The sequence below is a fragment of the Gelidibacter sp. genome, from assembly GCF_053579655.1.
Genome location: NZ_JBMDWE010000017.1, coordinates 22,562 through 49,322, shown reverse-complemented (window position 1 = coordinate 49,322; position 26,761 = coordinate 22,562). Strand labels below are relative to the sequence as shown.

Genomic DNA, 26,761 nt, shown 5'->3' with positions numbered 1-26,761 from the left:
ATATAATTATGTCAACACTACGTTTCTACGCTATAAAGAAAACTCTTGATCGCAAACCTGTTCATATTGAAGAAACCGAAAGGCGTTCTGCCATTTTTGGTGCCAATGTTTTTAATGAGGCTACTATGCGCCAGGTTCTAACCAAAGAAGCTTTTGACAGTGTGATGTCTGCGATGCAGAACGGCACAAAAATAGATCGCTCTGTGGCGGACCATATTTCAACGGGTATGAAAGAATGGGCTATTTCAAAAGGAGCAACTCATTATACACATTGGTTTCAGCCATTAACAGGTTCAACGGCTGAAAAACATGATGCTTTTTTTGAAACTATCGGAAACGGATTGGCTATAGAGAAATTTGGCGGCAGTCAGTTGGTGCAACAGGAATCTGACGCTTCGAGTTTTCCTAACGGAGGAATTAGAAATACATTTGAAGCCCGGGGGTATACCGCTTGGGATCCAACTTCTCCGGCATTTTTATATGGAACGGCATTGTGCATTCCAACAGTATTTGTGTCCTATACAGGAGAGGCTTTAGATTATAAAACGCCATTGTTACGAGCGTTGTTTGCGATGGATACCGCTGCAGTAGCAGTTTGTAAATATTTTGACAAAAATGTAAAAAAAGTAAACACCTCATTAGGGTGGGAACAAGAATATTTTTTGGTGGATAGTGCTTTGGCAGCGTCAAGACCAGACCTCGTGCAGACTGGACGAACCTTATTAGGTCATTCAGCGGCAAAAGGACAACAATTGGATGACCATTATTTTGGTTCTATTCCGGCAAGGGCATTGTCTTATATGAAGGACTTGGAAATTGAATGTATGCTTTTGGGTATTCCTGTTAAAACAAGACATAACGAAGTAGCTCCAAACCAATTTGAATTGGCGCCTATATTTGATGAAGCTAATTTGGCGGTCGACCATAATTCGTTATTAATGGATGTGATGGACAAGGTTTCAGATCGTCACAATTTTAGAGTGTTGTTTCATGAAAAACCATTTGCAGGCGTTAATGGCTCTGGAAAACATAATAACTGGAGTTTGAGCACAGACACTGGGGTTAATTTATTAGGTCCAGGAAAAACTCCAATGAGCAATTTGCAGTTTTTAACCTTTTTTATAAATACAATTAAAGCGGTCAATGACAATGAAGAGTTGTTGCGCGCCTCCATCGCCTCTGCAAGTAATGATCATCGTTTAGGAGCCAATGAAGCGCCGCCTGCAATTATGTCGATTTTTATTGGCGAGCAGTTAACAAGAGTCTTGAACGAATTGGAAAATGTGACGGATGGCATCTTGTCGCCTGAAGAAAAAACGGATTTGAAACTAAATGTGGTTGGCAAGATTCCTGATGTATTATTGGACAATACGGATAGAAATAGAACATCGCCTTTCGCCTTTACCGGTAACAAATTTGAGTTCAGAGCGGTGGGTTCTACGGCCAATTGCGCTAATCCGATGACTGTGTTGAGTACTATCGTGGCGAAACAATTGACTGACTTTAAAACGGAGGTGGATCAATTGATTACGAAAAAAGACATGAAAAAGGATGATGCCATTTTCAATGTTTTGAGAGAGTATATTAAGAAATCAAAAAACATTCTTTTTGAAGGCAACGGTTATGGTGAAGCTTGGGAAAAAGAAGCGAAAAAACGTGGTCTTAGCAATCACAGAACTACTCCTGAAGCTTTAAAAGCGAAAGTGTCTAAAAGAACAATCGAGCTTTTTGAGGAGATGGGCGTTATGAACCGGATTGAATCTGAAGCACGTTATGAAATTGAAATGGAAGATTATGTCATGCGTATCCAAATTGAAGGTCGGGTACTTGGAGATATTGCCCGTAATCATATTGTGCCAGTAGCCGTGCAGTATCAAAATCGACTGATTAAAAACGTCGTTGGACTAAAAGAAATCTATGGCAAGGATTTTAAAAAGTTCGCCCAGGAACAGCTGAATTTGATCGAGGATATTTCGGAGCATATTTCTTCAATAAATTCTGATGTTACTAAAATGACCGATGAGAGAAGAAAGGCTAATCTTTTAGCAGATTTCGAACTGAAAGCGAATGAATATTGCTTTAAGGTAAAACCGTTATTTGACAGTATTCGTTACCATTGTGATAAGCTGGAATTAATGGTGGATGATGAGCTTTGGCCAATGACAAAATACCGCGAATTGTTATTTACCAGTTAAACTGAATTATCAAGTATAAAAATGTGTTGAAGAGCCTCTTTAGTTAGAGGTTTTTCCTGTTAATGCCATTTCATCGTTATAATGCGTAGGTCTACGTATGTCGTTCGTCGGATTAATGTATTTCATCTTGATAAAATGCAGCTAATCGAAAAGATCGACAAACGGTTAAGATAGTTGCTTGATTACTACAAATCAATGCCTTAATTTCATAGATTTGTATCGCTATTAATCAATATTTGTAAAGATGAAAAAACTTATTCTTAGCCTTGCGGCTTTGGCATTTGCGACCTATTTGTTTTCTCAAGATGATTCTAAGGATGATACTTCAGCTGTAAATAAAAGTACAGTAGTAGTAAACCATGACGGACCTAAAAAACAACTCTAAACTTAAATACTAAGATGAGTTTTCGAGTAGAAACATTCATTTTTTAATCATGTTTTGAAAACGGAAAAAAGGACAACTAATTAAAAAAATTGGTTGTCCTTTTTTGTTTTCGAGATTTTCTAAAAAGTAAACTTCAGGGATCAAGTCAAAAAGGATCAAGTCAAAAAGTTGTGGGATTTTAAGATTACGCATAAATTGTTGTTAGTCTATTTAGAAAGAATTCTACGTTCCTGACACCTCTGAACTCCGCCCCTTCAGCCCGATGCGAAAATGATAAATTTATTTCAGAGTGGAGGAGCTTGGGGGTTTATGGCAGGCTATAATGACCTTTTAAGCGATGAACTTAAAGTTTTATTCATTGGAGCCCTTGATGATGCTTATTGGCGTAGCTTTTTGGTCCAATTCTTTGCTTAAGTGGCCATAATAATAATAATAATAATAATAATAATAATAAGAAAGGATTATATAGAAGGTTTGTCAACCTTTGTCAATTCAAATCCGATTATTAAGGAAAACTAAAATACAATCCTTATTTTTGCCTTTCCAATTAAAGTTATGAGTCAAGACGTAAGTAAAAGGTATGCGCAACGAGGTGTTTCAGCTTCAAAGGAAGATGTGCACAATGCCATTAAAAACATAGATAAAGGCTTGTTCCCACAGGCATTTTGTAAAGTTGTTCCAGATTATCTCACCAATGATGAGGATTATTGCTTAATCATGCATGCTGATGGCGCCGGTACAAAGTCCGCTTTGGCCTATATGTACTGGAAAGAGACTGGCGATGTTTCGGTGTGGAAAGGTATTGCTCAAGATGCCTTGATCATGAATATTGACGATTTGCTCTGTGTTGGAGCGACAAGCAATATCATGCTCTCTTCTACAATTGGTAGAAATAAAAATTTAATTCCAGGGGAAGTAATTTCTGCCATTATCAATGGTATGGAAGAGCTCATCACTGAATTAAAATCCTTTGGAGTAACCATACATTCTACAGGTGGCGAGACTGCTGATGTGGGAGATTTGGTCCGCACAATTATAGTGGATTCTACGGTAACAGCGCGAATGAAGCGCTCTGATGTGATTGATAACGCCAACATTAAAGCTGGTGATGTTATAGTAGGTTTATCCTCTTCCGGGCAAGCGAGCTATGAAACAGATTATAATGGTGGTATGGGTAGCAATGGGCTTACTTCTGCGCGACATGACGTGTTTCATAAATATTTGGCTGAAAAATTCCCAGAAAGTTTTGATGCTGCTGTGCCTGATGATTTGGTCTATTCTGGAAACGTAAAATTGACGGATGCCGTTGAAGGTTCTCCTATAAATGCAGGAAAATTAGTGCTTTCACCAACACGTACTTATGCGCCAATAATCAGTGAGATTCTATCTAAATATACTTCTCAGGATATTCATGGAATGGTCCATTGCAGTGGCGGTGCTCAAACCAAGATTCTTCACTTCGTAGAAAGTCTTCATATTATTAAAGATAATTTATTTCCAGTTCCTCCGTTATTCAAGTTGATTCAGGAGCAATCCAATACCAATTGGAAGGAAATGTATCAAGTTTTTAACTGTGGCCATCGTATGGAACTATATGTGTCGCCTTCTATCGCTGAAGATCTGATTGCAATATCAAAATCTTTTAATGTAGATGCGCAAATAGTGGGAAGGGTGGAAAATGCCGCTAAAAAGCAGTTAACGATTACGAGTGAATTTGGAGAATTTATTTATTAATAACTAGTCTAAAACATTAACCCCTACTTAATGAAAAAGATTTTATGTATTTGCTTGGTATTGTTGAGCCAATTTTTAAACAGTCAAACTAAAGATTCAGTAGCTGTCGTTGAAAAACCAAAATGGATTCAAAATAACAAGGCCAGCCTTGATGTTAGCGAAGTGACATTTGTTAACTGGAATGCTGGAGGGAGTAACTCCATCTCTGGACTTATGGGTTTTAGATCCTCATTAAATTACACAAACGATAATTTTTATTGGAAAAATAAGGGCGAAATCCGCTATGGCGTGAACAAGCAAGAGAGTCAAAGTTTGAGAAAGACCGAGGATATGGTGGAGGTGAGTTCTAATATGGGCTACAGAAAGGATTCATTGACCAATTGGTTCTTTTCTGCGCAATTCAACTTTAAGACGCAATTTACTAATGGCTACAATTATCCTGATCGATCAAGAGCTATTTCAAAATTTATGGCACCTGGATATATGTTTATAGGTGCGGGTGCTGAATATGGTAAAGATTTAGAAAAGTTCGCATTTTATTTTTCGCCTTTAACGGTTAAGACCACCTTCGTATTGGACCCAGCCTTAGCTGATAAAGGCGCTTTTGGTGTAGAGGGTGCAGTGTATGATCTGGATGGAAATTTAATCAGGTCTGGTCAAAAAGTCAGAAATGAAGTTGGTATTTTGGTGACCCATTTTTTTGAAACTGAAATGTTTGAAAATATTAAAATTTCAACCAAGCTGAATTTGTATACCGACTATATTAAAAGTTTTGGAAATGTGGATGTGGATTGGCTTGTGAATTTTGAATTTAAAGTGAATGAGTTTGTAAGAGCCTCTTTAAGTTCCCATCTCCGATATGATGATGACATCAAGATATTAACCCCTACCGATGTGGCAGGTGTGTATGTTGAAAACGGTGCTCGCGTGCAATGGAAGCAAGTTTTAGGTGTTGGTGTTGCTATCAATTTCTAAACATAGAAATTTATGTCTTGTTATAATAATTTGTTAACTTTTGAATGTTCATAAATCGCTAGATACCTGGCCTATAGTGGATTGAATTGCTTTCTCTGTACGGTTTATGACTTAAGTCATATTCGAAGTTGATTGTTTTTTGTTTCTTTATGTTTTAAAAAAAAATTTAACCGATAAAAGCATAGCAATCCATGAAAGCTGATTCCCTCATTGTTCCTACCACAACATATTCCCAAGAAGAAGCCTTTGAAGCCGCCCTTAATTATTTTAATGGCGATGATTTAGCCGCTCGCGTTTGGTTGAATAAATATGCCTTGAAAGATTCTGATGGTCATATTTATGAATCCACACCAAATGACATGCATCAACGCCTTGCAAAAGAAATTGCGCGCGTGGAAGCAAAATATGAAAACCCATTGTCTGAACAGGAGGTTTTTAATTTGATCAAAGATTTCAAATATATCGTGCCTCAAGGAAGTCCGATGGCCGGAATTGGAAATCCATTTCAGATCGCCTCACTTTCCAACTGTTTTGTAATTGGTAATTCAGGGGATTCTGATTCGTATGGCGGAATCATGAAAATTGATCAGGAACAAGTTCAGTTAATGAAACGTCGTGGCGGAGTAGGTCATGATTTGTCGCATATTCGTCCAAAAGGTTCGCCAGTTAAGAATTCTGCTTTAACATCTTCGGGTATTGTTCCATTTATGGAGCGTTATTCTAATTCTACGCGAGAGGTCGCTCAAGACGGACGCCGAGGTGCCTTAATGTTGTCTGTTTCTATCAATCATCCCGATGCTGAAGATTTTATCGATGCCAAGTTGGAACAGGGCAAAGTTACGGGGGCTAATGTTTCTGTAAGAATTGATGACAACTTTATGAAGGCTGTAAAATCGAACAGCCAATACACTCAAAAATATCCGATTTTCAGTGATAATCCTAAATTTTCAAAAACCATTGACGCCAATGGCATCTGGAAAAAAATTGTACATAATGCCTGGAAATCAGCTGAGCCTGGCATTTTATTTTGGGATACAATTATCAATGAATCTGTTCCCGATTGCTACTCTGATTTAGGTTACAAAACAGTGTCAACAAACCCATGTGGTGAAATTCCGCTATGTCCTTACGATTCTTGTCGATTATTGGCGATCAATTTATTTTCTTACGTAGAACAACCTTTTACCAAGGACGCAAGCTTCAATTTTGAACTTTTCAAAAAACACGTAACCGCGGCGCAACGTATTATGGATGATATTATCGATTTAGAATTGGAGAAAATCGATGTCATTCTACAGAAAATTGATGCAGATCCTGAGGGCGATGAGGTTAAGGCAATCGAAAGAAATTTATGGGTAAACATCAGAACGAAAACTCAGGAAGGCAGAAGAACTGGTGTTGGAATTACGGCGGAAGGGGATATGCTTGCCGGTTTAGGAATTCAATATGGCAGTGAAAAAGGAAATGCATTTTCAGTAGAAGTTCATAAAACCTTGGCGCTAGCGGCTTATCGTGCCTCAGTTTATTTAGCTAAAGAACGTGGGGCATTTAAGGTTTTTGATATTGAACGTGAAAAAAACAACCCTTTCATTCAGAGATTAAAAGCAGCAGACGAAGCCTTGTATTATGATATGACCGAATTTGGTCGACGTAATATTGCTTTATTGACCATTGCGCCAACAGGCACGACCAGCTTAATGACGCAAACCTCGTCTGGTATTGAGCCTGTTTTTATGCCTGTTTATAAAAGACGTCGTAAAGTAAATCCTAATGATAAGGAAGCGCGAGTGGATTTTGTGGATGAGGTGGGCGATTCCTGGGAAGAATATGTGGTGTTCCATCACCGATTCAAACAATGGATGGAAGTCAATGGTTATGATCTTGCCAAAAACTATGATCAAAAGGAATTGGATGCCCTGATTAAGAAATCACCTTATTATAAAGCCACTTCCAATGATGTAGATTGGATGAGTAAAGTAGCCATGCAAGGTGCTGTTCAAAAATGGGTTGATCATTCCATTAGCGTGACCATTAATTTGCCTAATGATGCCACTGAGGAGTTGGTGGGCAAATTATACATGGAAGCTTGGGAAGCGGGCTGTAAAGGTGTTACCGTATATCGAGATGGTTCACGTTCTGGTGTGTTGATTTCTAATGACGAAAAGAAGGAGGACGAAAATGAAACCTTTACGACATTTCCAACCAAACGTCCACAAATCTTGGCAGCTGATGTTGTGAGATTTCAGAACAATAAAGAAAAATGGATTGCTTTCATTGGCTTGATCGATGGGAAGCCTTATGAGATTTTCACAGGGTTAGCCGATGATGAGGATGGAATTTTGATTCCACGTTGGGTCAATGAAGGTTTGATTATAAAAAACAGAAACGAAGATGGTAGCTCACGTTACGATTTTCAATACACCAATATCAGAGGTTATAAAACGACCATTGAAGGCTTGTCGCATAAATTTGATCCTGAATATTGGAACTATGCAAAATTAATCTCAAGTACACTGCGCCACGGGATGCCGATTGACAAAATTGTAGATCTAATCAATAGTTTGCAATTGGATACAGAGTCCATCAATACCTGGAAGAATGGTGTGGGCCGAGCGTTAAAACGTTATGTTGAAGATGGTACGCAAGTAAAAGGTCAATCATGCAGTGCTTGTAAATCTGAAAATCTTATTTACCAAGAAGGTTGCTTGACTTGTAAAGATTGTGGGTCATCAAAATGTGGGTAAGATTTAAATGTATATGAAAAAGGAGGTCTATGACCTCTTTTTTTTTGTTTAAAAGTACCTATAATCATACAAAGGCTTTCATTAACAGCAGAAAGGTAATTGTAATCGCGATGTCAATTACAAACAATGTTGAGAATAGACGCCATGTTGAAATTCCTAATTTCTTATAAAGATTCAGTTTTCGCCTAGCGTGGGTTTCCTTTATATAATACCAGACAAAAATTGTTAAAAGAAGTTTGGTAGTGATGCTTGGTAGAATATAAGGATCGAAAATGACAATCAGAATATTGACAGCCATGGACCATAAGAAAAATGATTTGTAAAATAACAATATGGCTCCTAAGCGGTTAATCATATCAATGAAACGAAATTATCCCATTTTTATTTTTTAAAATAAATTCAATCTGATTTTTAGGAACTAGAATTAAATATTTAATCTCGGATCAGTTTTCTTTAATCTGTAATAAAAATTCCCGATTCAGAATTAAGAAATTATCGTACTTTTGCATCACAATTAAACCAATTATGTTAGACAAGTTACAAATAGTAAAACAACGTTTTGATGAGGTCAGTGATTTAATCATTCAGCCAGCAATCATCACGGATCAAAAGCGTTATATAGAACTCAATAAAGAGTATAAAGAGTTGCGCAAGTTGATGAACAAGCGTGAAGAGTATTTGGAATTGACTAACAATTTGGCGGAAGCCCAAGAGATTTTAGATGATGGTAGCGACCCAGAAATGGTGGAAATGGCAAAATTGCAGTATGACGAGGCTAAAGAAGGAATTCCAAAACTAGAAGATCAGATTCGATTTATGTTGATCCCGAAAGATCCGGAAGATTCCAAAAATGCGATTATTGAGCTTCGTGCGGGAACTGGAGGGGACGAGGCGAGTATTTTTGCCGGCGATTTATTTAGAATGTACACTAAATACTGTGAGCACAGAGGATGGAAGGTTGATACGGTAGATTATAGTGAAGGCACCAACGGCGGATTTAAGGAAATTCAATTTGAAATTTCTGGTGACGATGTTTATGGCACCATGAAGTTTGAAGCTGGTGTACACCGTGTGCAACGTGTACCACAAACTGAAACCCAAGGTCGTGTTCACACTAGTGCTGCAACGGTTATGGTTTTTCCGGAAGCGGAAGAATTTGATATTGAAATTAATCCAAAAGATGTGCGCATTGACTTTTTCTGTTCTTCAGGGCCAGGAGGTCAGTCGGTAAATACCACGTATTCTGCAGTGCGTTTAACACATATTCCATCCGGATTAGTGGCGCAATGTCAGGATCAAAAATCGCAACACAAAAATAAAGAGAAAGCTTTCAAGGTATTGCGATCTCGATTATATGAAATGGAGTTGGCCAAAAAACTGGAAGCAGATGCGGCAAAACGTGGAACGATGGTAACTTCTGGAGATAGAAGTGCTAAAATTAGAACCTATAACTATCCGCAAGGTCGTGTTACAGACCATAGAATTGGTTTGACACTTTATGATTTAGGTAATATCGTTAACGGCGATATCCAACGCATCATTGATGAGCTGCAATTGGCTGAAAACACCCAGAAATTAAAATCAAATACAGACGTAATTTAAAAATCCTGTCCTGACTCCTTTCCAAAGGAAAGGACACTCAGAAGTATTTTTTTTTGATGTCTTATAAGAGAAATCACATAACAGTTTCCTCCTTTGGAGGATTAAGGAGGAATGACAACACAACACCTTATTTCCCAAATCAAAAAAAAACAATCTTTTCTATGTATTGGATTGGATGTTGATTTAAACAAAATTCCACAACACCTTCTAAAGGAAGAAGATCCTATTTTCGCCTTCAATAAAGCCATTATTGATGCCACACATCATTTGTGTGTTGCCTATAAACCCAATACGGCGTTTTATGAGGCTTACGGATTAAAAGGTTGGAAATCCTTAGAGAAAACGATTCAATATCTCAATCAAAACTATCCTGAAATTTTCACTATTGCCGATGCCAAACGCGGCGATATTGGCAATACCAGCAGTATGTACGCCAAAGCTTTTTTTGAGGATTTAGGTTTTGATAGTGTCACTGTGGCGCCTTATATGGGTAAGGATTCTGTAGAGCCGTTTTTGGAGTTTAAAGAAAAGCATACCATTCTTTTGGCTTTGACTTCCAATGCAGGGGCTTTTGATTTTCAGACAAAAATCATCGAAGGTAAAGAACTTTATAAATACGTTTTAGAAACCTCACAAACCTGGAAAAATTCTGAAAATTTGATGTACGTAGTAGGCGCTACGAAAGCAGAATATTTGGCGGACATTAGAAAAATAATTCCAAATAGTTTCTTGTTGGTTCCCGGTGTTGGCGCACAAGGTGGCAATCTTCAGGAGGTGTGCAAATACGGAATGAATGCTACTGTAGGCTTATTAATCAATTCGTCAAGAGGGATTATTTACGCCTCAAATGATGAGGGTTTTGCGGAAAATGCTGCTGAAAAAGCTCAAGAATTACAGTTGGAAATGGCTGTCATTTTGAGTGAGAAGTTTTAATTGGTTTAGAGAATTTCTCCGTGCAACTCTGTGAAATAACTCGGCGCCTTTGCGCCTTTGCGAGAAAAAATGAAAGACCAACTCAATAGAACTATATCACTAATTGAAACTCCAAAACGTATCATCTCCTTGGTGCCATCCCAAACAGAGCTTTTGGTCGATTTAGGTCTTGAAGATGCCATCGTGGGCATTACAAAATTCTGCGTTCATCCCGTTCATCTTAAAGGAAATAAATCTATCGTTGGTGGCACAAAACAGGTCCATTTCGATAAAATAAAAGCTTTGCATCCTGATATCATTTTGTGTAATAAAGAAGAAAACACAAAAGAGATGATTCAGGAGTTAGAAAAAATAGCAACCGTTCACATCAGTGATATTTACACTATTGACGATTCTCTGGAGTTAATAAAGTTATATGGAGCGCTGTTTTCTAAAGAAGAAAATGCCAATGCAATCATTAAAGGAATCACTGAAAAGAAGTTAGATTTCGACCAATTTATACAAGATAAGCCTAAAAGAAGTGCTGCCTATTTTATTTGGAAACAACCTTGGATGGTCGCTGCAAAAGACAATTTCATAGATGAGTTATTACATCTCAATAAATTTGAGAATTATTACAGCGATTTAGAGCGTTACCCTGAAGTGATTCTCCAAAAAAACAGACCAGAATCCGCAGAATTGGTGCTGCTATCAACCGAGCCATTTCCTTTCCATGAAAGTCATGTGCAAGATATCAGAACATTTTTTCCCAACGCAACGATCCTTGTGGTCGATGGCGAAATGTTCTCTTGGTATGGATCGCGATTATTGAAAGCGTTTGATTACTTTAAAACGCTGCATCAACATCATTTGTGTTAGCGCTTTTTAGGCTCAGAATTAATTTTTTCAGCTTATTGGCTTCTTCATATAAAAAGTCGCTTAAACTGGAATCTGTCTGCATAAGATTATACGCTTCTTCAGAAAATTTTAAATAATTCTTTTCTATTTCTTTTAGGTTGATGACCTCACTCAGGCCAAACCTGATTTTTCCGACTTTGCAAAAATGTTGATTCATGTTGATAGTTTATGATGGATTTGTAATCTATAAATACGTCGAATAACTATCTAAGGTTGTGGGTGTGAAGTTAAAGTTTTGATAAAGTTTTTTAAGTTAAGCGCGTACGTGGACTTTCTCTGTTCAAATACTTCAAGCGGTTCAGCTTATTTAAAAGCTTGATGGCTTTATATTCAGAAATATCGCTTAAGGCGTGATCGGTTTGACGAACGTTGTAGGCTTGTTCTATGAGTTGTTTGTAACGGTTTTGGAGTTTGATTTGAAGCTCTTTAATTTCAGTTAGACTTTTCATGACCACAACTTTTTGAAGCTTAAATATATCTAAAATACAGATAGGTAGCAAGTTAAATTTTTTAAAATTTTCATAAAAAAAGCCAGCTGAGTGTTTCAGCCGACCTTAATTAATCTTATTCTTACAAATCAAAAGGAAGTCCAAAAGTCTGTAGGATTTCGCTTAAAAATGGATCTGATTTCAAATACCTCTAAAATCCTTGATTTATTTTTTATCTTGAAGAGCGAATACTTTTCTTAACAAGTCTGTACTTCTGGCACCCACAGAATTCCTGATTTCTTTTTCTTCAACAGCAATCATCGTATAGACACCTTTTAAGGCTTCTGCCGTAACATAATTTGTTAAATCTGGATTAACCTTGCTTGTGAAAGGGATAGCATTATATCTATTAATTAAGTTGGTCCAAACTTTATCCGTTCCAACCTTAGTAAACGAATTGTTGATTACGGGATGAAACTTATCATATAATGAAGTTTGTGTCTTGCTGGTTAGATATTTTGTCGCTGCATCATCAGTACCCATAAGGATGTTTTTAGCATCTGCAAAAGTGATGTCCCTAACGGCATTAACAAAAATAGGCGTTGCTTCCTTAACGGCATCTTCAGCAGCTCTATTCAGCGCTTTCAAGCCTTCATCCGCTAAACTGCCCAAGCCTATATCACGCAAACCTTTGTCAACTTTTTGTAATTCTTTCGGTAAGAGTATTTTAACCAACTCATTTCTATAAAAACCATCTGTTTTGGTCAATTTGGTCACTTGTTTCTCAATCCCTAAATCCAAGGCTTGTCTTAGGCCAGATGCAATATCAGTATTGTTTAAAATACCTCCATGTTGTGGCAAAGAATCGACCACACTTTGTAATTCTGCACAAGAATTCATTGTAAATAGTACGAGTAAAACAACTAACGACTTTTTCATAAATAATTTATTTTTTTGTGAGCCCAAAAATATAGCAAAAAATTTAGATATCTTGGTTTTGGAAAAATCTTTGAGAAAATCCTATAGGTTTAGGCTATCTGTTTTATCCAACAAGACGTATTCCAAATGCTATTGAAACGTTGTTTCGAAGGATTTTGAAATTTAAACTATTCCTTATAGTGGTGTACTTCCTTTATAAAATCTGTAAATTTGCCAGAAGTATAAATTCAAATTTTACCAATGATACAAACAACACCATATAAGCCAAAACATAAAGTTAGGATCGTAACTGCTGCTTCCCTTTTTGACGGGCACGATGCCGCCATTAACATCATGCGCCGCATCATCCAGTCAACAGGAGTTGAGGTCATTCATTTAGGCCATGATCGAAGTGTTGAAGAAGTGGTCAATACCGCCATTCAAGAAGATGCCAATGCTATTGCTCTCACCTCATATCAAGGTGGGCATAACGAGTATTTTAAATATATGCATGATCTATTGAAGGAAAAAGGTGCTGGACATATCAAAATTTTTGGTGGTGGAGGCGGTGTGATTCTTCCCGAAGAAATCAAAGAATTGATGGATTATGGGATTACGAGGATTTATTCTCCGGATGATGGAAGAGCGCTTGGTTTGCAAGGGATGATCAATGATTTGGTGCAAACTTCAGATTACGCCATTGGCGATGTGCTTAATGGCGAATTGGAGGAGTTGGAGAGTAAAAATCCAAGAGCGATCGCACGGATTATTTCTTCAGCCGAAAACTTTCCGGAAGTTGCAAAGGTGACCTTAGATAAAATTCACGATATCAATAAAACCTCAAAAACACCAGTTCTCGGAATTACTGGAACGGGTGGTGCGGGAAAATCATCTTTGGTGGATGAATTGGTACGTCGGTTTTTAATCGATTTTCCTGAAAAAACAGTGGCCTTGGTTTCTGTGGATCCTTCCAAACGAAAAACAGGCGGCGCTTTATTGGGCGACCGTATCCGTATGAACTCCATCAACAACTCACGTGTTTATATGCGTAGTTTGGCAACGCGACAAGCTAATTTAGCATTGTCAAAATATGTACATGAGGCTACAGAGGTGCTGAAAGCCGCTAAATATGATTTAATCATTTTAGAAACTTCAGGAATCGGTCAATCAGATACTGAAATCATTGAGCATTCTGATGTGTCCTTATACGTCATGACACCTGAATTTGGTGCAGCCACGCAGTTGGAAAAGATTGATATGCTCGATTTTGCAGATTTGGTGGCCATCAACAAATTTGATAAACGCGGTTCTTTGGATGCTTTGCGCGATGTTAAAAAACAATATGTGCGTAATCATCTGTTATGGGATGTTGACCAAAAGGATTTACCCGTTTACGGCACGATCGCTTCGCAATTTAATGATCCAGGAATGAACACGCTCTACAAAGCGATTATGGATAAAATTGTTGAAAAAACGCATGCCGATTTAAATTCTTCTTATACCATTTCTGAAGAAATGAGCGAGAAGATTTTTGTGATTCCACCAGCAAGAACGAGATATCTATCAGAGATTGCAGAAAGCAATCGCGCGTATGACAAAACAGCCAATGAGCAAGTGGAAGTGGCGCAAAAACTCTTTGGTATTTATAAAACAATCGAATCGGTTATTGGACATGCTCCGGAATTGGATAAAGCGGGAATTGATGATAATTCTGTAAGTTCGACAAGCTCAGAGAATAAAGATTTTATAAAATTATTGGTGGCCGAATTTGACCGGGTCAAATTGAATCTCGACCCTTATAATTGGGAGGTTATTACGGGTTGGGATGAAAAGGTCAATACTTACAAAAATCCTATCTATTCGTTTAAAGTACGCGATAAGGAAATAAAAATTGAAACACACACTGAGTCGCTTTCACATTTACAAATCCCGAAAGTAGCACTTCCAAAATATCAAGCTTGGGGCGATATTTTAAGATGGATTCTTCAGGAAAATGTGCCTGGCGAATTTCCTTTTACCTCAGGATTATATCCTTTTAAAAGAATGGGAGAAGATCCAGCACGTATGTTTGCTGGAGAAGGCGGACCAGAAAGGACCAACAGACGTTTTCATTATGTGAGTATGGGTTTACCTGCCAAACGTTTGTCAACGGCTTTTGACAGTGTTACGCTTTACGGAAATGATCCAGATTTGCGACCTGATATTTACGGTAAAATCGGAAATGCGGGGGTAAGCATTTGTTGTTTGGATGATGCCAAAAAATTGTATTCTGGATTTAATCTGTCGCATCCGATGACTTCGGTCAGTATGACGATTAATGGCCCTGCGCCAATGTTGTTGGGCTTTTTTATGAATGCCGCGATCGATCAGCAATGTGAATTTTATATTAAAGAAAACGGACTTGAAAAGGAGGTTGAGGCTAAAATTGCCAAAATCTACAAAGAGAAAGGTGTAGATCGGCCAATCTATAATGGTGAATTACCAGAAACAAATGACGGCTTGGGATTGATGCTTTTGGGTGTTACGGGCGATCAGGTATTGCCAAATGACATTTACCAAGAAATCAAAGTTAAAACGATTGCCCAAGTGCGTGGTACCGTTCAAGCGGATATTTTAAAGGAAGACCAGGCTCAAAACACTTGTATTTTTTCTACGGAATTTGCCTTACGATTGATGGGCGACGTGCAGGAATATTTTATTGAGAATAATGTGCGCAACTTCTATTCGGTATCTATTTCTGGATATCATATTGCAGAAGCAGGCGCGAATCCCATCACGCAATTGGCCTTGACCTTATCCAACGGATTTACTTATGTGGAATATTATTTAAGTAGAGGTATGGACATCAATAAATTTGGACCTAACCTCTCTTTCTTTTTCTCCAACGGGATCGATCCAGAATACGCTGTAATTGGTCGCGTTGCCCGTAAAATATGGGCAAAAGCGATGAAAAATAAATATGCCGCTGATCCAAGGGCACAAATGTTAAAATATCACATTCAAACTTCTGGACGTAGTTTACATGCTCAGGAGATTGATTTTAACGACATTCGTACCACGCTTCAGGCCTTATACGCTATTTATGATAACTGTAATTCGTTACATACAAATGCATATGATGAAGCCATTACCACGCCAACGGAAGAATCTGTACGTCGAGCTATGGCCATTCAGTTGATTATCAATAAGGAGTTAGGTTTAGCGAAGAACGAAAACCCTATTCAAGGCTCATTTATTATTGAAGAATTGACCGATTTAGTTGAAGAAGCTGTTTTATTGGAATTTGATCGAATTACCGAAAGAGGTGGCGTTCTTGGAGCCATGGAAACCATGTACCAACGCAGCAAAATTCAGGAAGAAAGCTTGTATTATGAGACCTTGAAACATAATGGAGAATTTCCTATAATCGGTGTGAATACCTTTTTAAGCAGTCAAGGGTCGCCGACGGTTATTCCGAAGGAAGTCATCCGCGCCACTGAAGAAGAAAAGCAATTGCAAATCAAAACCCTTGAAAACCTTCATAAAGGAAATCATATTGAAGCCATGTTAACAGAATTGCAACACAAAGCCATTCATAATGAGAATATTTTTGAAGCCTTGATGGAAGTCTGTAAAGTAGCTTCCTTGGGTCAAATTACGGAATCCTTATTTGAAGTAGGAGGACAGTACAGAAGAAATATGTAAGCAGCGAACCAAGTTTCGCTTTGCGCGAAACTTGTGTGAGTCGCTTATCCCGAGCCTGTCGAGGGATCTTTTCAGTCAAGTTCAATCTGTAATTTATGTGGATCTCCTTTTCGGGAAATGCGTGAGTCGCTTATCCCGAGCCTGTCGAGAGATCTTTTCAGTCAAGTTCAATATTTTATTTGTCTGAATTTCCTTTTCGGGAAAGGCGTGTGAGTCGCTTATCCCGAGCCTGTCGAGGGATCTTTTCAGTCAAGTTCAATATTTTATTTGTCTGAATTTACTTTTCGGGAAATGTGTGCGAGTCGCTTATCCCGAGCCTGTGGAGGGATCTCTTCGAGCAAGTTCAATGTTTTATTTATCTGAATTTACTTTTAGGGAAATGTGTGTGAGTCGCTTATCACAACTTGTCGAGAGATCTCAACATCTCGCTTCAAAGCCATCTAAACAGATCTAAAAAGCAAGTTTTATTCTAAACACCCAAAACCCTGAATTTAAACAGTTCAGGGTTTTTTGTGTTTAAAGTCTTTACGTTTTATCGTCGATTTTTGTAAAGCAATGCTTATGAGGCAGTTAAATGTGTAAAACAACTAATTTATATTAAAAAATGATGTTGCTTTGGATTTTCGACCCTAATTTTAGGTAGTCACGATTTACTTTCTAATGTATAACCTATATAATAATTCAATTATGGAAACTACTCTACGCTACAATTTCACAAGAAGATCGCAAAATTATTTTGATTGGTTGCTTTACACCATCAAATCAGAAAAATATCATTTGGCAGAAAGTCAAATTGAAGGCCTTAAAGATTTCGATTGATTTTTTAATCGAAATAGTTTCAAAAAAATGCATCTTTTTGAATCTTTTCACGTCTATTAGATGAACCTTAAAATTTATAGATTATGAAAGATAAAGAATGCACCTGCACCTGCACTAGCTGCCAAAAAGGAAATTGTGCTGCTTGTACCTGTGAAAACTGTACATGTGCCAATTGCAACTGTTAAGCTTTGTTTAAAATGTTAATAATGAGAGTCTATTTTAGTAGTTTTATACTAAAGTAGACTCTTTTTTTAATGCACTTTTATGAAAACTAAAAAGGTTTGGGAATTATATGCGGCTGACGTTAAGTACTTTATTTTTACAAAGGTGAAGGATGAAGCCGTGGCGGATGATTTACTGCAAGAAACTTTTATTAAGGTTCATACCAAATTGGAAACCTTAAAGGATATAGATAAATTAAAAGCCTGGGTATTTTCTATCGCACGTTATTCAGTTATGGATTATTTTAGAAGTAATAGTTTGAGCTATGCCATCACTGAAGATACTGTTGCCGATAAAGAAGCCAATCCCGAACATACACGAGAAGATTGTTTGCATGGTATTATAAAAGCCTTGCCAAAAAAATATAGAAAACCTTTAGTTTTATTTGATATTCAAGGTTTAAAACAAGCGGAAATTTCTGAACAATTGCAATTGCCTTTGTCGACTGTTAAATCTCAAATTCAACGTGCCAGAAAACTCATTGCACAAGGTTTTGTGGATTGTTGCGATTTTAAAATCAATGACCATGGCTATTTGGTGGGTGAATTACAAGAAAGAGAGGACTGCAAAGTCTGCCATTAATCTGTAGTATTGGCTTTATTCGAAAAGATATTTGTTGGTCTGAAATTCAGTTAAAACTGCATGCTTCAGCTTCTAAATATTTTTGACACGAATTACACTAATTTCCACAAATCTATTTGTTCCCTGAGTATACTGTTATAAATTTTCAGTATAAAAATTTTACGAATGCAGCGGACTTTCATTCTGTTTTAAAAACTTCGTCAGAATGTTCGTCGGCTGAAAGGAGTTTCGTAATTGTAATTTTGTATTTGTCTTTTTGAATTTTGTCGCGCTATAAGGTCATCATCCAGGTATGCTGCAATCTTCTAAACTTGCGCAATTCTCTTCTTAATATTGGAAGATATTCTCTGCCATTACTGTGGCTTTGTTCCAAGCGTTTGCAATTTTTATAGAGCATGGTGGTCAATCGCTCCAAAGAAGCAATATGTTTATATTTTTTATCGGTATGACGCTCTATTTCAGCATTGACTATTTCAGGAGCCAAGGAAGTGGATTGTTGTATAATATCTCCAGAAAAATAAATATGTGCATCTTCCGAACCATCAGGTTTTAAATAGGATAAATCCTGATTTAAATAGGTGGAAATGCTTCTGGAAAGTATAATAATTTCCATCGCCTTTTTATAAATAGGCAAATCAGATAGGTGAGATGGGATTGGGTACAACATGATTCTTAATAGTGATTTATCAAATTTAGTGACAAAATCAGACCTGTTATAATCGTTATTAAAGTAAAAGACTATATTTGCTTTAACTATTAAAGCAATTAAGTTAAATTTCTTTAGAATGAGTATTGATTCACTTAACTGGAAGATTTTAAAGTGTTTACAGAATAATGCGCGTCAGTCGAACGCCGCAATTGGTAGACAGGTGGGAATCAGTTCTCCAGCGGTTTCTGAACGTATAAAAAAGATGGAAGACGCTGGAATTATCCAAGGGTATCATGCTTTCGTATCTCCGTTTGAAGCAGGGTATCAACTTAAGGCCATTATCACACTAAGAGCGTTTATGGGTATGCTGAAACCATTTCTTGAAAAGGTAAAAACCTATGAAGAGGTGTTGAATTGCTACCGAATAACTGGTAACGAGAACATTGTGATGGAAGTGGCGCTTAAAAACCAAAAACATTTAGAGAGCTTTATAGATCAGCTTATTGTTTATGGCGAGACTAAAACGCAGATCGTATTGTCTCATGTTATAAAATACAACGAAGTTAAGCCAATAAAATAAGAGGATTTGATTTTAAAGGTCATCAAAGCCATCAAAATCATCAAAGTTGAATGGGATGTCGTCATCAGGATCCTCATCGTCATAATTTACACCTGGCGGATTAAAAAGTCCCCAACGGTCGATGATGTAGTTCCAGCAATCAAAGGTCTTTACCCATTCAGCAAATAATATTCTGAACTCTTCGACTTCGTTTCTTAAGAGATCCAAATATTCTGTATCTGGATAGCCGTGCATTTGTAAACCTCGCGCATCAGTGATTAACTCTCTTGCCGCTTTTCTAATAATGGCCGCATTTTCCATTCTAATGTCATAGAGCATATCTTCAGAGGAAGCACCGGCAATTTTTGCAGGAATTGTTGAAGCGTTAATGCCCATGTATTTGAGATTATGTTGAATCATTTCGGCTTCGATGGGGTCGTTAAATTCGATGTCGGTTTTTTCAACGGAGTCTATGATGGAACCTACAAGATCCATAATTTCTCTTGCCTTTTGAAATACAGGCAGTTTTTCCCATTGCTCCATAATTTAATCTTTTTGAAGGTCTAAATTTTCAATATGTTCTGTGATTACTTTAGCATGAATTCTCGAGTTTTCAATAAACCATTTATGGGTTTCCATGCCGCCACAAATTACGCCAGCCAAATATAATCCAGAAATATTGGTTTCCATAGTATTTGGATCATATTGAGGGAGGCAAGCGGCATCTTTGGAGAGGTTGATTCCAGCTTCGGTGAGGAATTTAAAATTAGGTTGATAGCCGGTCAATGCCACAACAAAATCGTTGGCAAAGGTCTTTTCGCCGTTTGATGTTGCAATGGTAATGTCTTTTGTCGTGATTTTTACTATTTCTGATTTGTAATACGCGGTAATACTTCCTTCTGCAATCCTGTTAATAATATCTGGTCTTACCCAATATTTCACACGATCGCCAATTTCTGAACCTCTGATGACCATAGTGACTTTTCCGCCTTTACGCCAAATTTCGAGCGCCGCATCAACTGCCGAATTGCTTGCGCCAACCACAACCAAATGCTGCATGGCATAAGGATGCGCTTCGTTATAATAATGGGTCACTTTCGGCAAATCTTCTCCAGGAACCTGTAATAGATTTGGGATGTCATAAAATCCTGAGGCAATGATTACCTTGTCGGCATAATATTTCGTTTTTGAAGACGTGATTATAAAGTAATCATCTACTTTGATTACAGTTTCAACTTCTTCATACATATGAATATTCAACTGATTTGAAGTGGCGACACGTCTGTAATACTCGAGCGCTTCATCTCTATTGGGTTTTGGGTTATTGCTGATAAAAGGAATGTCATTAATTTCAAGCTTTTCAGACGTTGAAAAAAAAGTCATGTTTTTTGGGTAATTAAATAAGGAATTGGTCAATGCTCCCTTTTCAAGAACGAGATAATCCCAATTCCTTTTTTTGCATTCTAAGGCACAGGCAATTCCAATTGGGCCTGCTCCAATAATTAAAACTCTATATGTTTTTGACATGTTGTACGGTTTGTGTGGTGCGGTTCATGTAGCTTTTAAGATAGATTAATAGAGCTAAGCCTATAAGACCTAAAATACTCATAATGCCCCAGGTTTTATGAAATCCTAGGTTTTCAATCAAATGAAATCCTAAGTTATGTGCAAAAATATGCGAAATGGAAAAGGCAATGCTATAAAGCGCCATATATTCTCCTTTTAGTCCTCGTTTTGCCCGAATTAAAGCAAAGGCGTTTGAAAAAGGAAACACAATCATTTCGCCAAAAGTCAATAAAATCATACTAATCACTATAAATCCCAACCATGGATTAATGACTAACAATAGAAAACTGACACTTGTCAGGAGAAGTCCAAAAATCATTAATCCAATTTTGGTGTATGATTTGGTTTCTATCCATTTGATGAGTGGCATTTCAAAAATGAATATTAAAAGCCCGTTCAAAGCCATCAGCATTCCAATCTCAAATTCAGAAAGCCTAATTTCTTTTTTATAAAAATACGGAAGCGTTGAAATAAATTGTAGAAAAACGACTCCAAATATGACCATGGCGACAAGAAAAATAATAAAAGATTTGTCGCTGTAGGCCGATTTCGGATTCGGATTTATTTCAGTGTCAATGGCTTTAGATTTTTTTGGATGCAATACATTCAGCAATACGATACCAGCACTAATACAGGTAAGTCCATCTATCAAAAATAACCCGCCATAGTCCAAGGTAACAATGATTATTCCGCCAATAGCGGGGCCTACTGAAAATCCGAGGTTAATTGCCAATCGGATCAAGGTCAAACTTCGTGTTTTGTTTTCTGGTTTACTATAGGTGTTTAAAGCAACAAACATGGCAGGTCCGAACATATCGGCTACCGTCATTAATATAAAAATCCCGATACAAATAGCATTGAACGTTTCCAAAAACTGCATACTAATAAATAATGCACCACTCAAAATCAAGCTCATAACCATGACTTTATAATACCCAATAGTATCGGTGAGTTTTCCGCCAATCCAGGAACCGGCCAAAGAACCAAAGCCGAAAACCGTCATGATCCACGCGACTTCATCTAAAGAAAAATGCAAATCGGAAGTAAGATACAAGGACAAAAATGGAATGACCATAGTGCCTGATCTATTGATAAGCGTGATCGTGGCAAGCCACCAGACTTCTCGTGAAAGACCTCCAAATGTACCAAGGTATTTATTAAATATTATTTTCATTTCTGGTAACTTCCAATGTTGTAAATTGAGATTTTCACTTTAATCAAATTGATTAAGTATGATTATTTATAAATAAACACACTCTTTTTAAAACAAAAAGGTCCGACGTTAATGTTGGACCTTTTATATTCTTTAATATGTATTCATATTATCATAGCACATAACAAGTCCGATCTCTCAAGAAGGAGTTCTTATTTTGCCTGTATGAACTGATAATATGGAGCATTATTTATAATTGTTGATCAAAATTAGGGAAAAATGGTTTAAGTTGTATTTTTGTTATTTAGTTATTTTTCAGGTAATGTGCATTTCAAAATTTAATCTCACAATGAGATGATTAATTGAGAACTGAAAGTGACCATTGAAAATCCATAAGTATAAACACATGAAAACAATTTACTCACTTTTTTTCGGAATATTTTTATTGCTAGGTTGTAATCAGCCCAAAGAGCGTTTGCAAGGTGAAACAGAATTTCAAAGAAATTTAAATTCAGAATTTAAGGACGCTTCAAAATCGCCTTTAAAAAAGAAGGACAGAAGGGATTTTAAAGCACTGGACTTTTTTAAAGTGGATTCGGCATATGTGGTTCAGGCAGCTTTTAGAAGTACACCTGATGAAAAACCATTCAAAATGAAGACCACTACCGATAGACTTCCAGAATATGTGAAATATGGCGAAGTCACTTTTAATTTAAAGGGAGAATCCTTTCAATTGAATGTCTATCGCGATTTGGATTTGATGAACGAAGAAGGTTTTGAGGATTACTTGTTCCTGCCTTTTTTAGATGATACCAATGGTGACGAAAGCTATGGTGGTGGACGTTATATTGATTTAAAAATCCCTGAAGGAAACTCGATGACTATCGATTTTAATACCGCCTATAATCCGTATTGTGCCTATAATGAGAAGTACTCTTGTCCGATTGTACCTCGTGAAAATTATATCGATGTTGAGGTTAGAGCGGGAGTGAAGGCTTTTTAGTTGGCAGTCTTCACTTTTTAGTCCTCAGTTGGCAGTCTTACCGCCTTCGCTGAAGCTACCGACGGGCAGACAGTCTCAGTCTCAGTCTCAGTTTTCAGAAAGATCGTTATTTATTGTGAGCTTGTAACGTCTGCGGAAATTTGCGCTATCTGCGGCAAACTTTGCGGTCTTCAGTCCTCAGTTGGCAGTCTTCCCGCCTTCGTTTAAGCTCCTGACGGGCAGGCAGTTGCAGTCTCAGTTTTCAGAAAGATCGTTCTTTATTGTGAGCTTGTAACGTCTGCGGAAATTTGCGCTATCTGCGGGAAACTTTGCGGTCTTCAGTCCTCAGTTGGCAGTCTTCCCGCCTTCGCTGAAGCTACGGACGGGCAGGCAGTCGCAGTCTCAGTTTTCAGAAAGATCGTTCTAGATTGTGAGCTTTTAATATCTGCGGAAATCCGCGCTAACTGCGGGAAATTTTCACGCTCTATTATATCGGTATTTTAAATATATTCTCTGTGCAACTCTGTGTTTTCTCCGTGCGACTCTGTGAAACAATATAATCAGCTATTTACCAAATCCACCGCGAACAAAAACTTATAGGAATTATTTTAGAAAGTTTCCGTGTTTTCTACAGTTTCAATTTTTTCTACAATAGGAATGTAAATATCGGTCATCCAATGGGCAGGATTTGGAATAGTTGTAGCATCGTTTTTGTAAACCTCAAATGGGCTCATTTCTGAAGCTTCCAAATTGTTATCTTTTAAATATTTTCTGGCCGTTGCCCAAGCTTCTTTTAAATTGGTATAATTTCCCTGTAAAGTCACTTTAAGAGCTTTGGTTCGCTCCATATAACCACAAAGAATATTGCTGTCTTCGGCAACAATCACTCTTTCTCGGATGGGAATGGCGTTACTCATGATGACATTGCCAGTTTCTGCATCCATTTCTATGAAAATGGTAAACGGCATGCCGCTGGCGGTTACATGATGAACATTCATAAATGAGATGAGTTCATGATGTTGTTTCGTCATTGTCGCAATCATATTGTTACTCGTTGAAGAAATGGTATTGTACATATAAAACCCGCCGCCATAGTCTGTAATACCCTCTACTTTTATAGTATAGGCAGACATACTTACGGCTACTTTTTTGTCGAGACTTACTAGATCGGTTTTAAACTGTTCTGAAAGATGATCTTTGTTATCGCCAAATAAAGCAAATTTCGCTTTGGTCATGAACGATAACTTATCTGCATCAAGCGTTCTTGTTACGGTCGTGGAACCATCAGCATTAGAGACGAAAACCCATTTCAATTCTGAGTTTTTAATGCGATTACTCGTAAAGATCTGATTGATGGAGTCGTTAGATTTGAATACTGATTTCTGTAGTGTTTCTGATGCTTTCCAAAACGAAGACCAATCCATATCGGTGCTATCGGAAACAATTTCGAAAATTACGGCTTTTGGAGCATTTATAGTAGTGGTTTCTGAGACTTCAAAATCGTTGGGTTGAACGGCAACATAAATAGCCATTCCAATGAAGGCAATGAGCAATAGAAATAGAAGGTATTTAAAAAATTTCATGGTGGGTTTTGTAGAGTTCATCAAATATAGACAATTTTATAGTATCCTAATAAATATTACATTTGTAGTATAAATATTTAAAATTCAACTGATGAACTTAAAAACGATATTCGGGATCGCGCTGGCAATGAGCTTAGCTTTTTCTTGCAAAAACGAATCCAAAACAAACAACGACTCAACGTCAGATACTGTTGAGACTAAGAAAGATGCCGCGGCATTTGATTATACCGTAGAGCAATTTGCAGACATTAAAATTCTACGTTACCAAATTCCGGGTTGGGAAAATCTAACCTTGAAAGAGCAAAAATTAGTGTACTACCTAACTCAAGCTGGATTGGCTGGTCGTGATATTATGTGGGATCAAAATTACCGTCATAATCTCGAGATCAGGAAAGCATTAGAAACCGTCTATACCAACTATACGGGTGATAAATCTTCAGAAGATTGGAAAGCGTTTGAAAACTATTTAAAACGTGTTTGGTTTAGCAGTGGTATTCATCATCATTATTCAAACGATAAATTAAAGGCGGATTTTTCACAGGATTATTTAAAATCACTGTTAGCTGAAACAAATGCGCAGTTGGAAGGAGAAGCTTTTGATGTCATTTTTAATGATAAGGATATGAGGAAAGTAGATCAGTCCAAAGGCGTTGATAATGTGGCCCTATCTGCAGTGAATTTTTATGGACCAGAGGTGACGACTGCTGATGTAGAGAAATTCTACAAAAACAAAAAATCCCCAAATCCTCATAGACCTCTGTCTTTTGGATTGAACTCTAAATTGGTAAAGGAAAATGGAGTTTTAAAAGAATTGGTTTACAAATCTGGCGGATTATATGGCGCTGCCATTGATGAAATTACAAAATGGTTGAAGTTGGCTCAAGGTGTTGCTGAAAACAAGGCGCAAGGCGATGCATTAGGCTTATTGATTCAGTATTATAAAACAGGCGATTTGCAAACCTGGGATGATTATAACGTTGCATGGACTGCTGCTACAGCCGGAAATGTGGATTATATCAATGGTTTTATTGAAGTGTATAATGATCCAGTAGGCTATAGAGGATCTTATGAAAGCATTGTTCAAATCAATGATTTTGACATGTCGCAAAAAATGAAAGTTCTGTCAGATAACGCACAATGGTTTGAGGATAATTCGCCATTAATGGACGAACACAAAAAGAAAAATGTGGTTGGTGTCACTTATAAGGTGGTCAATGTTGCTGGTGAGGCAGGTGATGCCTCTCCAAGCACGCCGATTGGAGTGAACTTACCAAATGCCAACTGGATTCGTGCTGAGGTGGGAAGTAAATCCGTTTCTCTAGGAAATATTATTGAGGCCTATAATAATGCAGGAAGTACTGGTAGAGTGCAGGAATTTGTTAATGATCAAGAAGAATTGGAACTTGAGATAAATTATGGTCAGCAAGCAGATAAGTTGCATACGGCTTTGCATGAAGTCATTGGTCACGCATCAGGACAGTTGAATCCTGGCGTTGGAGAAACCAAAGAAACGCTTAAAAATTATGCCTCAACCTTAGAAGAAGGACGTGCTGATTTGGTTGGACTGTATTATTTATACAATCCAAAACTTCAGGAACTTGGGTTGGTAGAGGATTGGAAAAAAACCGGCATGGCTGCTTATGATCGCTATATCCGCAATGGGTTAATGACTCAATTAATTCGATTGAATTTAGGAGATGATGTTGTACAGGCGCATATGAGAAATAGAATGTGGGTCAGTGCTTGGGTTTTTGAAAAAGGAAAGAAAGACAATGTGATTGAAAAAATTACGCGCAATGGAAAGACCTATTACAACATCAACGATTACGAAAAGCTACATGATCTTTTCGGTCAATTGTTACGTGAAACCCAACGTATCAAATCAGAAGGCGATTATAAAGCTGTGGAGAAGTTGGTGGAAACTTATGGTGTTAAAGTAGATCAAGAATTGCATAAAGAAATCTTGAAAAGAAATGAACAGTTTCCGGACGCCCCTTACAGCGGTTTCGTAAATCCTGTTTTAGTGCCAGAAATGGATGATAAAGGTGAGATTACGGCAATAAAAGTAACACAGCCAGAATCCTATAAAGGACAGATGTTAGATTATGGTAAAGCGTATAACTTTTTGAGAACAGAAAAATAAACCCTCAA

The 26,761-nt window shown here is 37.4% G+C and carries 22 protein-coding genes; 14 read left to right on the top strand and 8 right to left on the bottom strand.

Annotated elements, in window-relative coordinates:
* The first annotated feature begins 8 nt into the window (after nt 1-8).
* From ACOH2D_RS10200 to ACOH2D_RS10165, 8 genes are all read left to right on the top strand, one after another.
* Nucleotides 9-2,195, top strand: coding sequence for a glutamine synthetase III family protein (locus ACOH2D_RS10200; protein ID WP_348035678.1), 2,187 nt, complete (start codon nt 9-11; stop codon nt 2,193-2,195).
* Nucleotides 2,196-2,439: 244 nt separating this feature from the next.
* A complete protein-coding gene (locus ACOH2D_RS10195; RefSeq protein ID WP_348035676.1) occupies nt 2,440-2,580 on the top strand; it encodes a hypothetical protein in 141 nt (46 codons plus the stop codon).
* 555 nt (nt 2,581-3,135) lie between these two features.
* On the top strand, nt 3,136-4,314 hold the full coding sequence (locus ACOH2D_RS10190) for an AIR synthase related protein (protein WP_449535156.1): 1,179 nt from the start codon (nt 3,136-3,138) through the stop codon (nt 4,312-4,314).
* Nucleotides 4,315-4,344: 30 nt separating this feature from the next.
* Nucleotides 4,345-5,289: a DUF3078 domain-containing protein gene (locus ACOH2D_RS10185; RefSeq protein WP_348035672.1), complete on the top strand. Its 945-nt coding sequence runs from the start codon at nt 4,345-4,347 to the stop codon at nt 5,287-5,289.
* 191 nt (nt 5,290-5,480) lie between these two features.
* Complete coding sequence (locus tag ACOH2D_RS10180) at nt 5,481-8,033, top strand: adenosylcobalamin-dependent ribonucleoside-diphosphate reductase (RefSeq protein WP_449535155.1); 2,553 nt, start codon at nt 5,481-5,483, stop codon at nt 8,031-8,033.
* A 525-nt stretch (nt 8,034-8,558) separates the two neighbouring features.
* Nucleotides 8,559-9,635, top strand: coding sequence for a peptide chain release factor 1 (gene prfA, locus ACOH2D_RS10175; RefSeq protein ID WP_449535154.1), 1,077 nt, complete (start codon nt 8,559-8,561; stop codon nt 9,633-9,635).
* A 111-nt stretch (nt 9,636-9,746) separates the two neighbouring features.
* Entirely contained in the window at nt 9,747-10,568 is an 822-nt protein-coding gene (gene pyrF / locus ACOH2D_RS10170; RefSeq protein ID WP_348036750.1) for an orotidine-5'-phosphate decarboxylase, read from the top strand.
* Nucleotides 10,569-10,637: 69 nt separating this feature from the next.
* Entirely contained in the window at nt 10,638-11,426 is a 789-nt protein-coding gene (locus tag ACOH2D_RS10165; RefSeq protein ID WP_348036752.1) for an ABC transporter substrate-binding protein, read from the top strand.
* Here ACOH2D_RS10165 and ACOH2D_RS10160 read toward each other — a convergent pair.
* The 3 genes from ACOH2D_RS10160 to ACOH2D_RS10150 all read right to left on the bottom strand — a co-directional run bounded on the left by ACOH2D_RS10160 (nt 11,395) and on the right by ACOH2D_RS10150 (nt 12,832).
* Nucleotides 11,395-11,622, bottom strand: a complete 228-nt coding sequence (locus ACOH2D_RS10160) for a Lacal_2735 family protein (RefSeq protein ID WP_449535153.1) — start codon at nt 11,620-11,622, stop codon at nt 11,395-11,397. The genes ACOH2D_RS10165 and ACOH2D_RS10160 overlap by 32 nt on opposite strands.
* A gap of 91 nt (nt 11,623-11,713) precedes the next feature.
* Nucleotides 11,714-11,914 carry a Lacal_2735 family protein gene (locus ACOH2D_RS10155; RefSeq protein ID WP_348036754.1) on the bottom strand — a complete coding sequence of 67 codons (201 nt, stop codon included), beginning with the start codon at nt 11,912-11,914 and terminating at the stop codon, nt 11,714-11,716.
* Nucleotides 11,915-12,118: 204 nt separating this feature from the next.
* Nucleotides 12,119-12,832: a DUF4197 domain-containing protein gene (locus ACOH2D_RS10150; protein ID WP_449535152.1), complete on the bottom strand. Its 714-nt coding sequence runs from the start codon at nt 12,830-12,832 to the stop codon at nt 12,119-12,121.
* 240 nt (nt 12,833-13,072) lie between these two features.
* Here ACOH2D_RS10150 and ACOH2D_RS10145 point away from each other — a divergent pair, with 240 nt between their 5' ends.
* The 3 genes from ACOH2D_RS10145 to ACOH2D_RS10135 all read left to right on the top strand — a co-directional run bounded on the left by ACOH2D_RS10145 (nt 13,073) and on the right by ACOH2D_RS10135 (nt 18,118).
* On the top strand, nt 13,073-16,495 hold the full coding sequence (locus ACOH2D_RS10145) for a methylmalonyl-CoA mutase family protein (protein WP_449535151.1): 3,423 nt from the start codon (nt 13,073-13,075) through the stop codon (nt 16,493-16,495).
* A gap of 687 nt (nt 16,496-17,182) precedes the next feature.
* Nucleotides 17,183-17,314 (top strand): hypothetical protein, encoded by a 132-nt coding sequence (locus ACOH2D_RS10140; protein WP_348036760.1) that lies wholly within the window; start codon nt 17,183-17,185, stop codon nt 17,312-17,314.
* A gap of 264 nt (nt 17,315-17,578) precedes the next feature.
* Nucleotides 17,579-18,118: a sigma-70 family RNA polymerase sigma factor gene (locus ACOH2D_RS10135; protein WP_449535150.1), complete on the top strand. Its 540-nt coding sequence runs from the start codon at nt 17,579-17,581 to the stop codon at nt 18,116-18,118.
* Nucleotides 18,119-18,389: 271 nt separating this feature from the next.
* On the opposite strand, the gene ACOH2D_RS10130 is transcribed toward ACOH2D_RS10135, so the two are convergent.
* Complete coding sequence (locus ACOH2D_RS10130) at nt 18,390-18,785, bottom strand: hypothetical protein (RefSeq protein WP_348036764.1); 396 nt, start codon at nt 18,783-18,785, stop codon at nt 18,390-18,392.
* 118 nt (nt 18,786-18,903) lie between these two features.
* On the opposite strand from ACOH2D_RS10130, the gene ACOH2D_RS10125 reads away from it, so the two are divergent.
* Nucleotides 18,904-19,347, top strand: a complete 444-nt coding sequence (locus ACOH2D_RS10125; protein ID WP_348036766.1) for an Lrp/AsnC family transcriptional regulator — start codon at nt 18,904-18,906, stop codon at nt 19,345-19,347.
* A gap of 12 nt (nt 19,348-19,359) precedes the next feature.
* Here ACOH2D_RS10125 and ACOH2D_RS10120 read toward each other — a convergent pair whose 3' ends face one another.
* From ACOH2D_RS10120 to ACOH2D_RS10110, 3 genes are read right to left on the bottom strand one after another with little or no spacing between them, the layout of a single operon-like run.
* A complete protein-coding gene (locus tag ACOH2D_RS10120; protein ID WP_348036768.1) occupies nt 19,360-19,869 on the bottom strand; it encodes a hypothetical protein in 510 nt (169 codons plus the stop codon).
* Between the two features lie 3 nt (nt 19,870-19,872).
* Entirely contained in the window at nt 19,873-20,853 is a 981-nt protein-coding gene (locus ACOH2D_RS10115; RefSeq protein ID WP_449535149.1) for a YpdA family putative bacillithiol disulfide reductase, read from the bottom strand.
* Nucleotides 20,837-22,066 carry an MDR family MFS transporter gene (locus tag ACOH2D_RS10110; RefSeq protein WP_449535148.1) on the bottom strand — a complete coding sequence of 410 codons (1,230 nt, stop codon included), beginning with the start codon at nt 22,064-22,066 and terminating at the stop codon, nt 20,837-20,839. Before ACOH2D_RS10110 ends, ACOH2D_RS10115 begins: the two co-directional genes overlap by 17 nt.
* Before the next feature lie 385 nt (nt 22,067-22,451).
* On the opposite strand from ACOH2D_RS10110, the gene ACOH2D_RS10105 reads away from it, so the two are divergent.
* Nucleotides 22,452-23,048 carry a DUF1684 domain-containing protein gene (locus ACOH2D_RS10105; protein WP_348036774.1) on the top strand — a complete coding sequence of 199 codons (597 nt, stop codon included), beginning with the start codon at nt 22,452-22,454 and terminating at the stop codon, nt 23,046-23,048.
* Nucleotides 23,049-23,635: 587 nt separating this feature from the next.
* Here ACOH2D_RS10105 and ACOH2D_RS10100 read toward each other — a convergent pair.
* Nucleotides 23,636-24,610, bottom strand: a complete 975-nt coding sequence (locus ACOH2D_RS10100) for a GyrI-like domain-containing protein (RefSeq protein WP_449535147.1) — start codon at nt 24,608-24,610, stop codon at nt 23,636-23,638.
* Between the two features lie 91 nt (nt 24,611-24,701).
* On the opposite strand from ACOH2D_RS10100, the gene ACOH2D_RS10095 reads away from it, so the two are divergent.
* A complete protein-coding gene (locus ACOH2D_RS10095; RefSeq protein WP_348036778.1) occupies nt 24,702-26,753 on the top strand; it encodes a dipeptidyl-peptidase 3 family protein in 2,052 nt (683 codons plus the stop codon).
* Nucleotides 26,754-26,761 lie beyond the last annotated feature (8 nt).

What these genes read in the sequence shown, in the direction of transcription:
- ACOH2D_RS10200 (WP_348035678.1), top strand. Translation starts at nt 9, where the DNA reads ATGTCAACACTACGTTTCTACGCTATAAAGAAAACTCTTGATCGCAAA.
- ACOH2D_RS10195 (WP_348035676.1), top strand. Translation starts at nt 2,440, where the DNA reads ATGAAAAAACTTATTCTTAGCCTTGCGGCTTTGGCATTTGCGACCTAT.
- ACOH2D_RS10190 (WP_449535156.1), top strand. Translation starts at nt 3,136, where the DNA reads ATGAGTCAAGACGTAAGTAAAAGGTATGCGCAACGAGGTGTTTCAGCT.
- ACOH2D_RS10185 (WP_348035672.1), top strand. Translation starts at nt 4,345, where the DNA reads ATGAAAAAGATTTTATGTATTTGCTTGGTATTGTTGAGCCAATTTTTA.
- ACOH2D_RS10180 (WP_449535155.1), top strand. Translation starts at nt 5,481, where the DNA reads ATGAAAGCTGATTCCCTCATTGTTCCTACCACAACATATTCCCAAGAA.
- prfA (WP_449535154.1), top strand. Translation starts at nt 8,559, where the DNA reads ATGTTAGACAAGTTACAAATAGTAAAACAACGTTTTGATGAGGTCAGT.
- pyrF (WP_348036750.1), top strand. Translation starts at nt 9,747, where the DNA reads ATGACAACACAACACCTTATTTCCCAAATCAAAAAAAAACAATCTTTT.
- ACOH2D_RS10165 (WP_348036752.1), top strand. Translation starts at nt 10,638, where the DNA reads ATGAAAGACCAACTCAATAGAACTATATCACTAATTGAAACTCCAAAA.
- ACOH2D_RS10160 (WP_449535153.1), bottom strand. Translation starts at nt 11,622, where the DNA reads ATGAATCAACATTTTTGCAAAGTCGGAAAAATCAGGTTTGGCCTGAGT.
- ACOH2D_RS10155 (WP_348036754.1), bottom strand. Translation starts at nt 11,914, where the DNA reads ATGAAAAGTCTAACTGAAATTAAAGAGCTTCAAATCAAACTCCAAAAC.
- ACOH2D_RS10150 (WP_449535152.1), bottom strand. Translation starts at nt 12,832, where the DNA reads ATGAAAAAGTCGTTAGTTGTTTTACTCGTACTATTTACAATGAATTCT.
- ACOH2D_RS10145 (WP_449535151.1), top strand. Translation starts at nt 13,073, where the DNA reads ATGATACAAACAACACCATATAAGCCAAAACATAAAGTTAGGATCGTA.
- ACOH2D_RS10140 (WP_348036760.1), top strand. Translation starts at nt 17,183, where the DNA reads ATGGAAACTACTCTACGCTACAATTTCACAAGAAGATCGCAAAATTAT.
- ACOH2D_RS10135 (WP_449535150.1), top strand. Translation starts at nt 17,579, where the DNA reads ATGAAAACTAAAAAGGTTTGGGAATTATATGCGGCTGACGTTAAGTAC.
- ACOH2D_RS10130 (WP_348036764.1), bottom strand. Translation starts at nt 18,785, where the DNA reads ATGTTGTACCCAATCCCATCTCACCTATCTGATTTGCCTATTTATAAA.
- ACOH2D_RS10125 (WP_348036766.1), top strand. Translation starts at nt 18,904, where the DNA reads ATGAGTATTGATTCACTTAACTGGAAGATTTTAAAGTGTTTACAGAAT.
- ACOH2D_RS10120 (WP_348036768.1), bottom strand. Translation starts at nt 19,869, where the DNA reads ATGGAGCAATGGGAAAAACTGCCTGTATTTCAAAAGGCAAGAGAAATT.
- ACOH2D_RS10115 (WP_449535149.1), bottom strand. Translation starts at nt 20,853, where the DNA reads ATGTCAAAAACATATAGAGTTTTAATTATTGGAGCAGGCCCAATTGGA.
- ACOH2D_RS10110 (WP_449535148.1), bottom strand. Translation starts at nt 22,066, where the DNA reads ATGAAAATAATATTTAATAAATACCTTGGTACATTTGGAGGTCTTTCA.
- ACOH2D_RS10105 (WP_348036774.1), top strand. Translation starts at nt 22,452, where the DNA reads ATGAAAACAATTTACTCACTTTTTTTCGGAATATTTTTATTGCTAGGT.
- ACOH2D_RS10100 (WP_449535147.1), bottom strand. Translation starts at nt 24,610, where the DNA reads ATGAAATTTTTTAAATACCTTCTATTTCTATTGCTCATTGCCTTCATT.
- ACOH2D_RS10095 (WP_348036778.1), top strand. Translation starts at nt 24,702, where the DNA reads ATGAACTTAAAAACGATATTCGGGATCGCGCTGGCAATGAGCTTAGCT.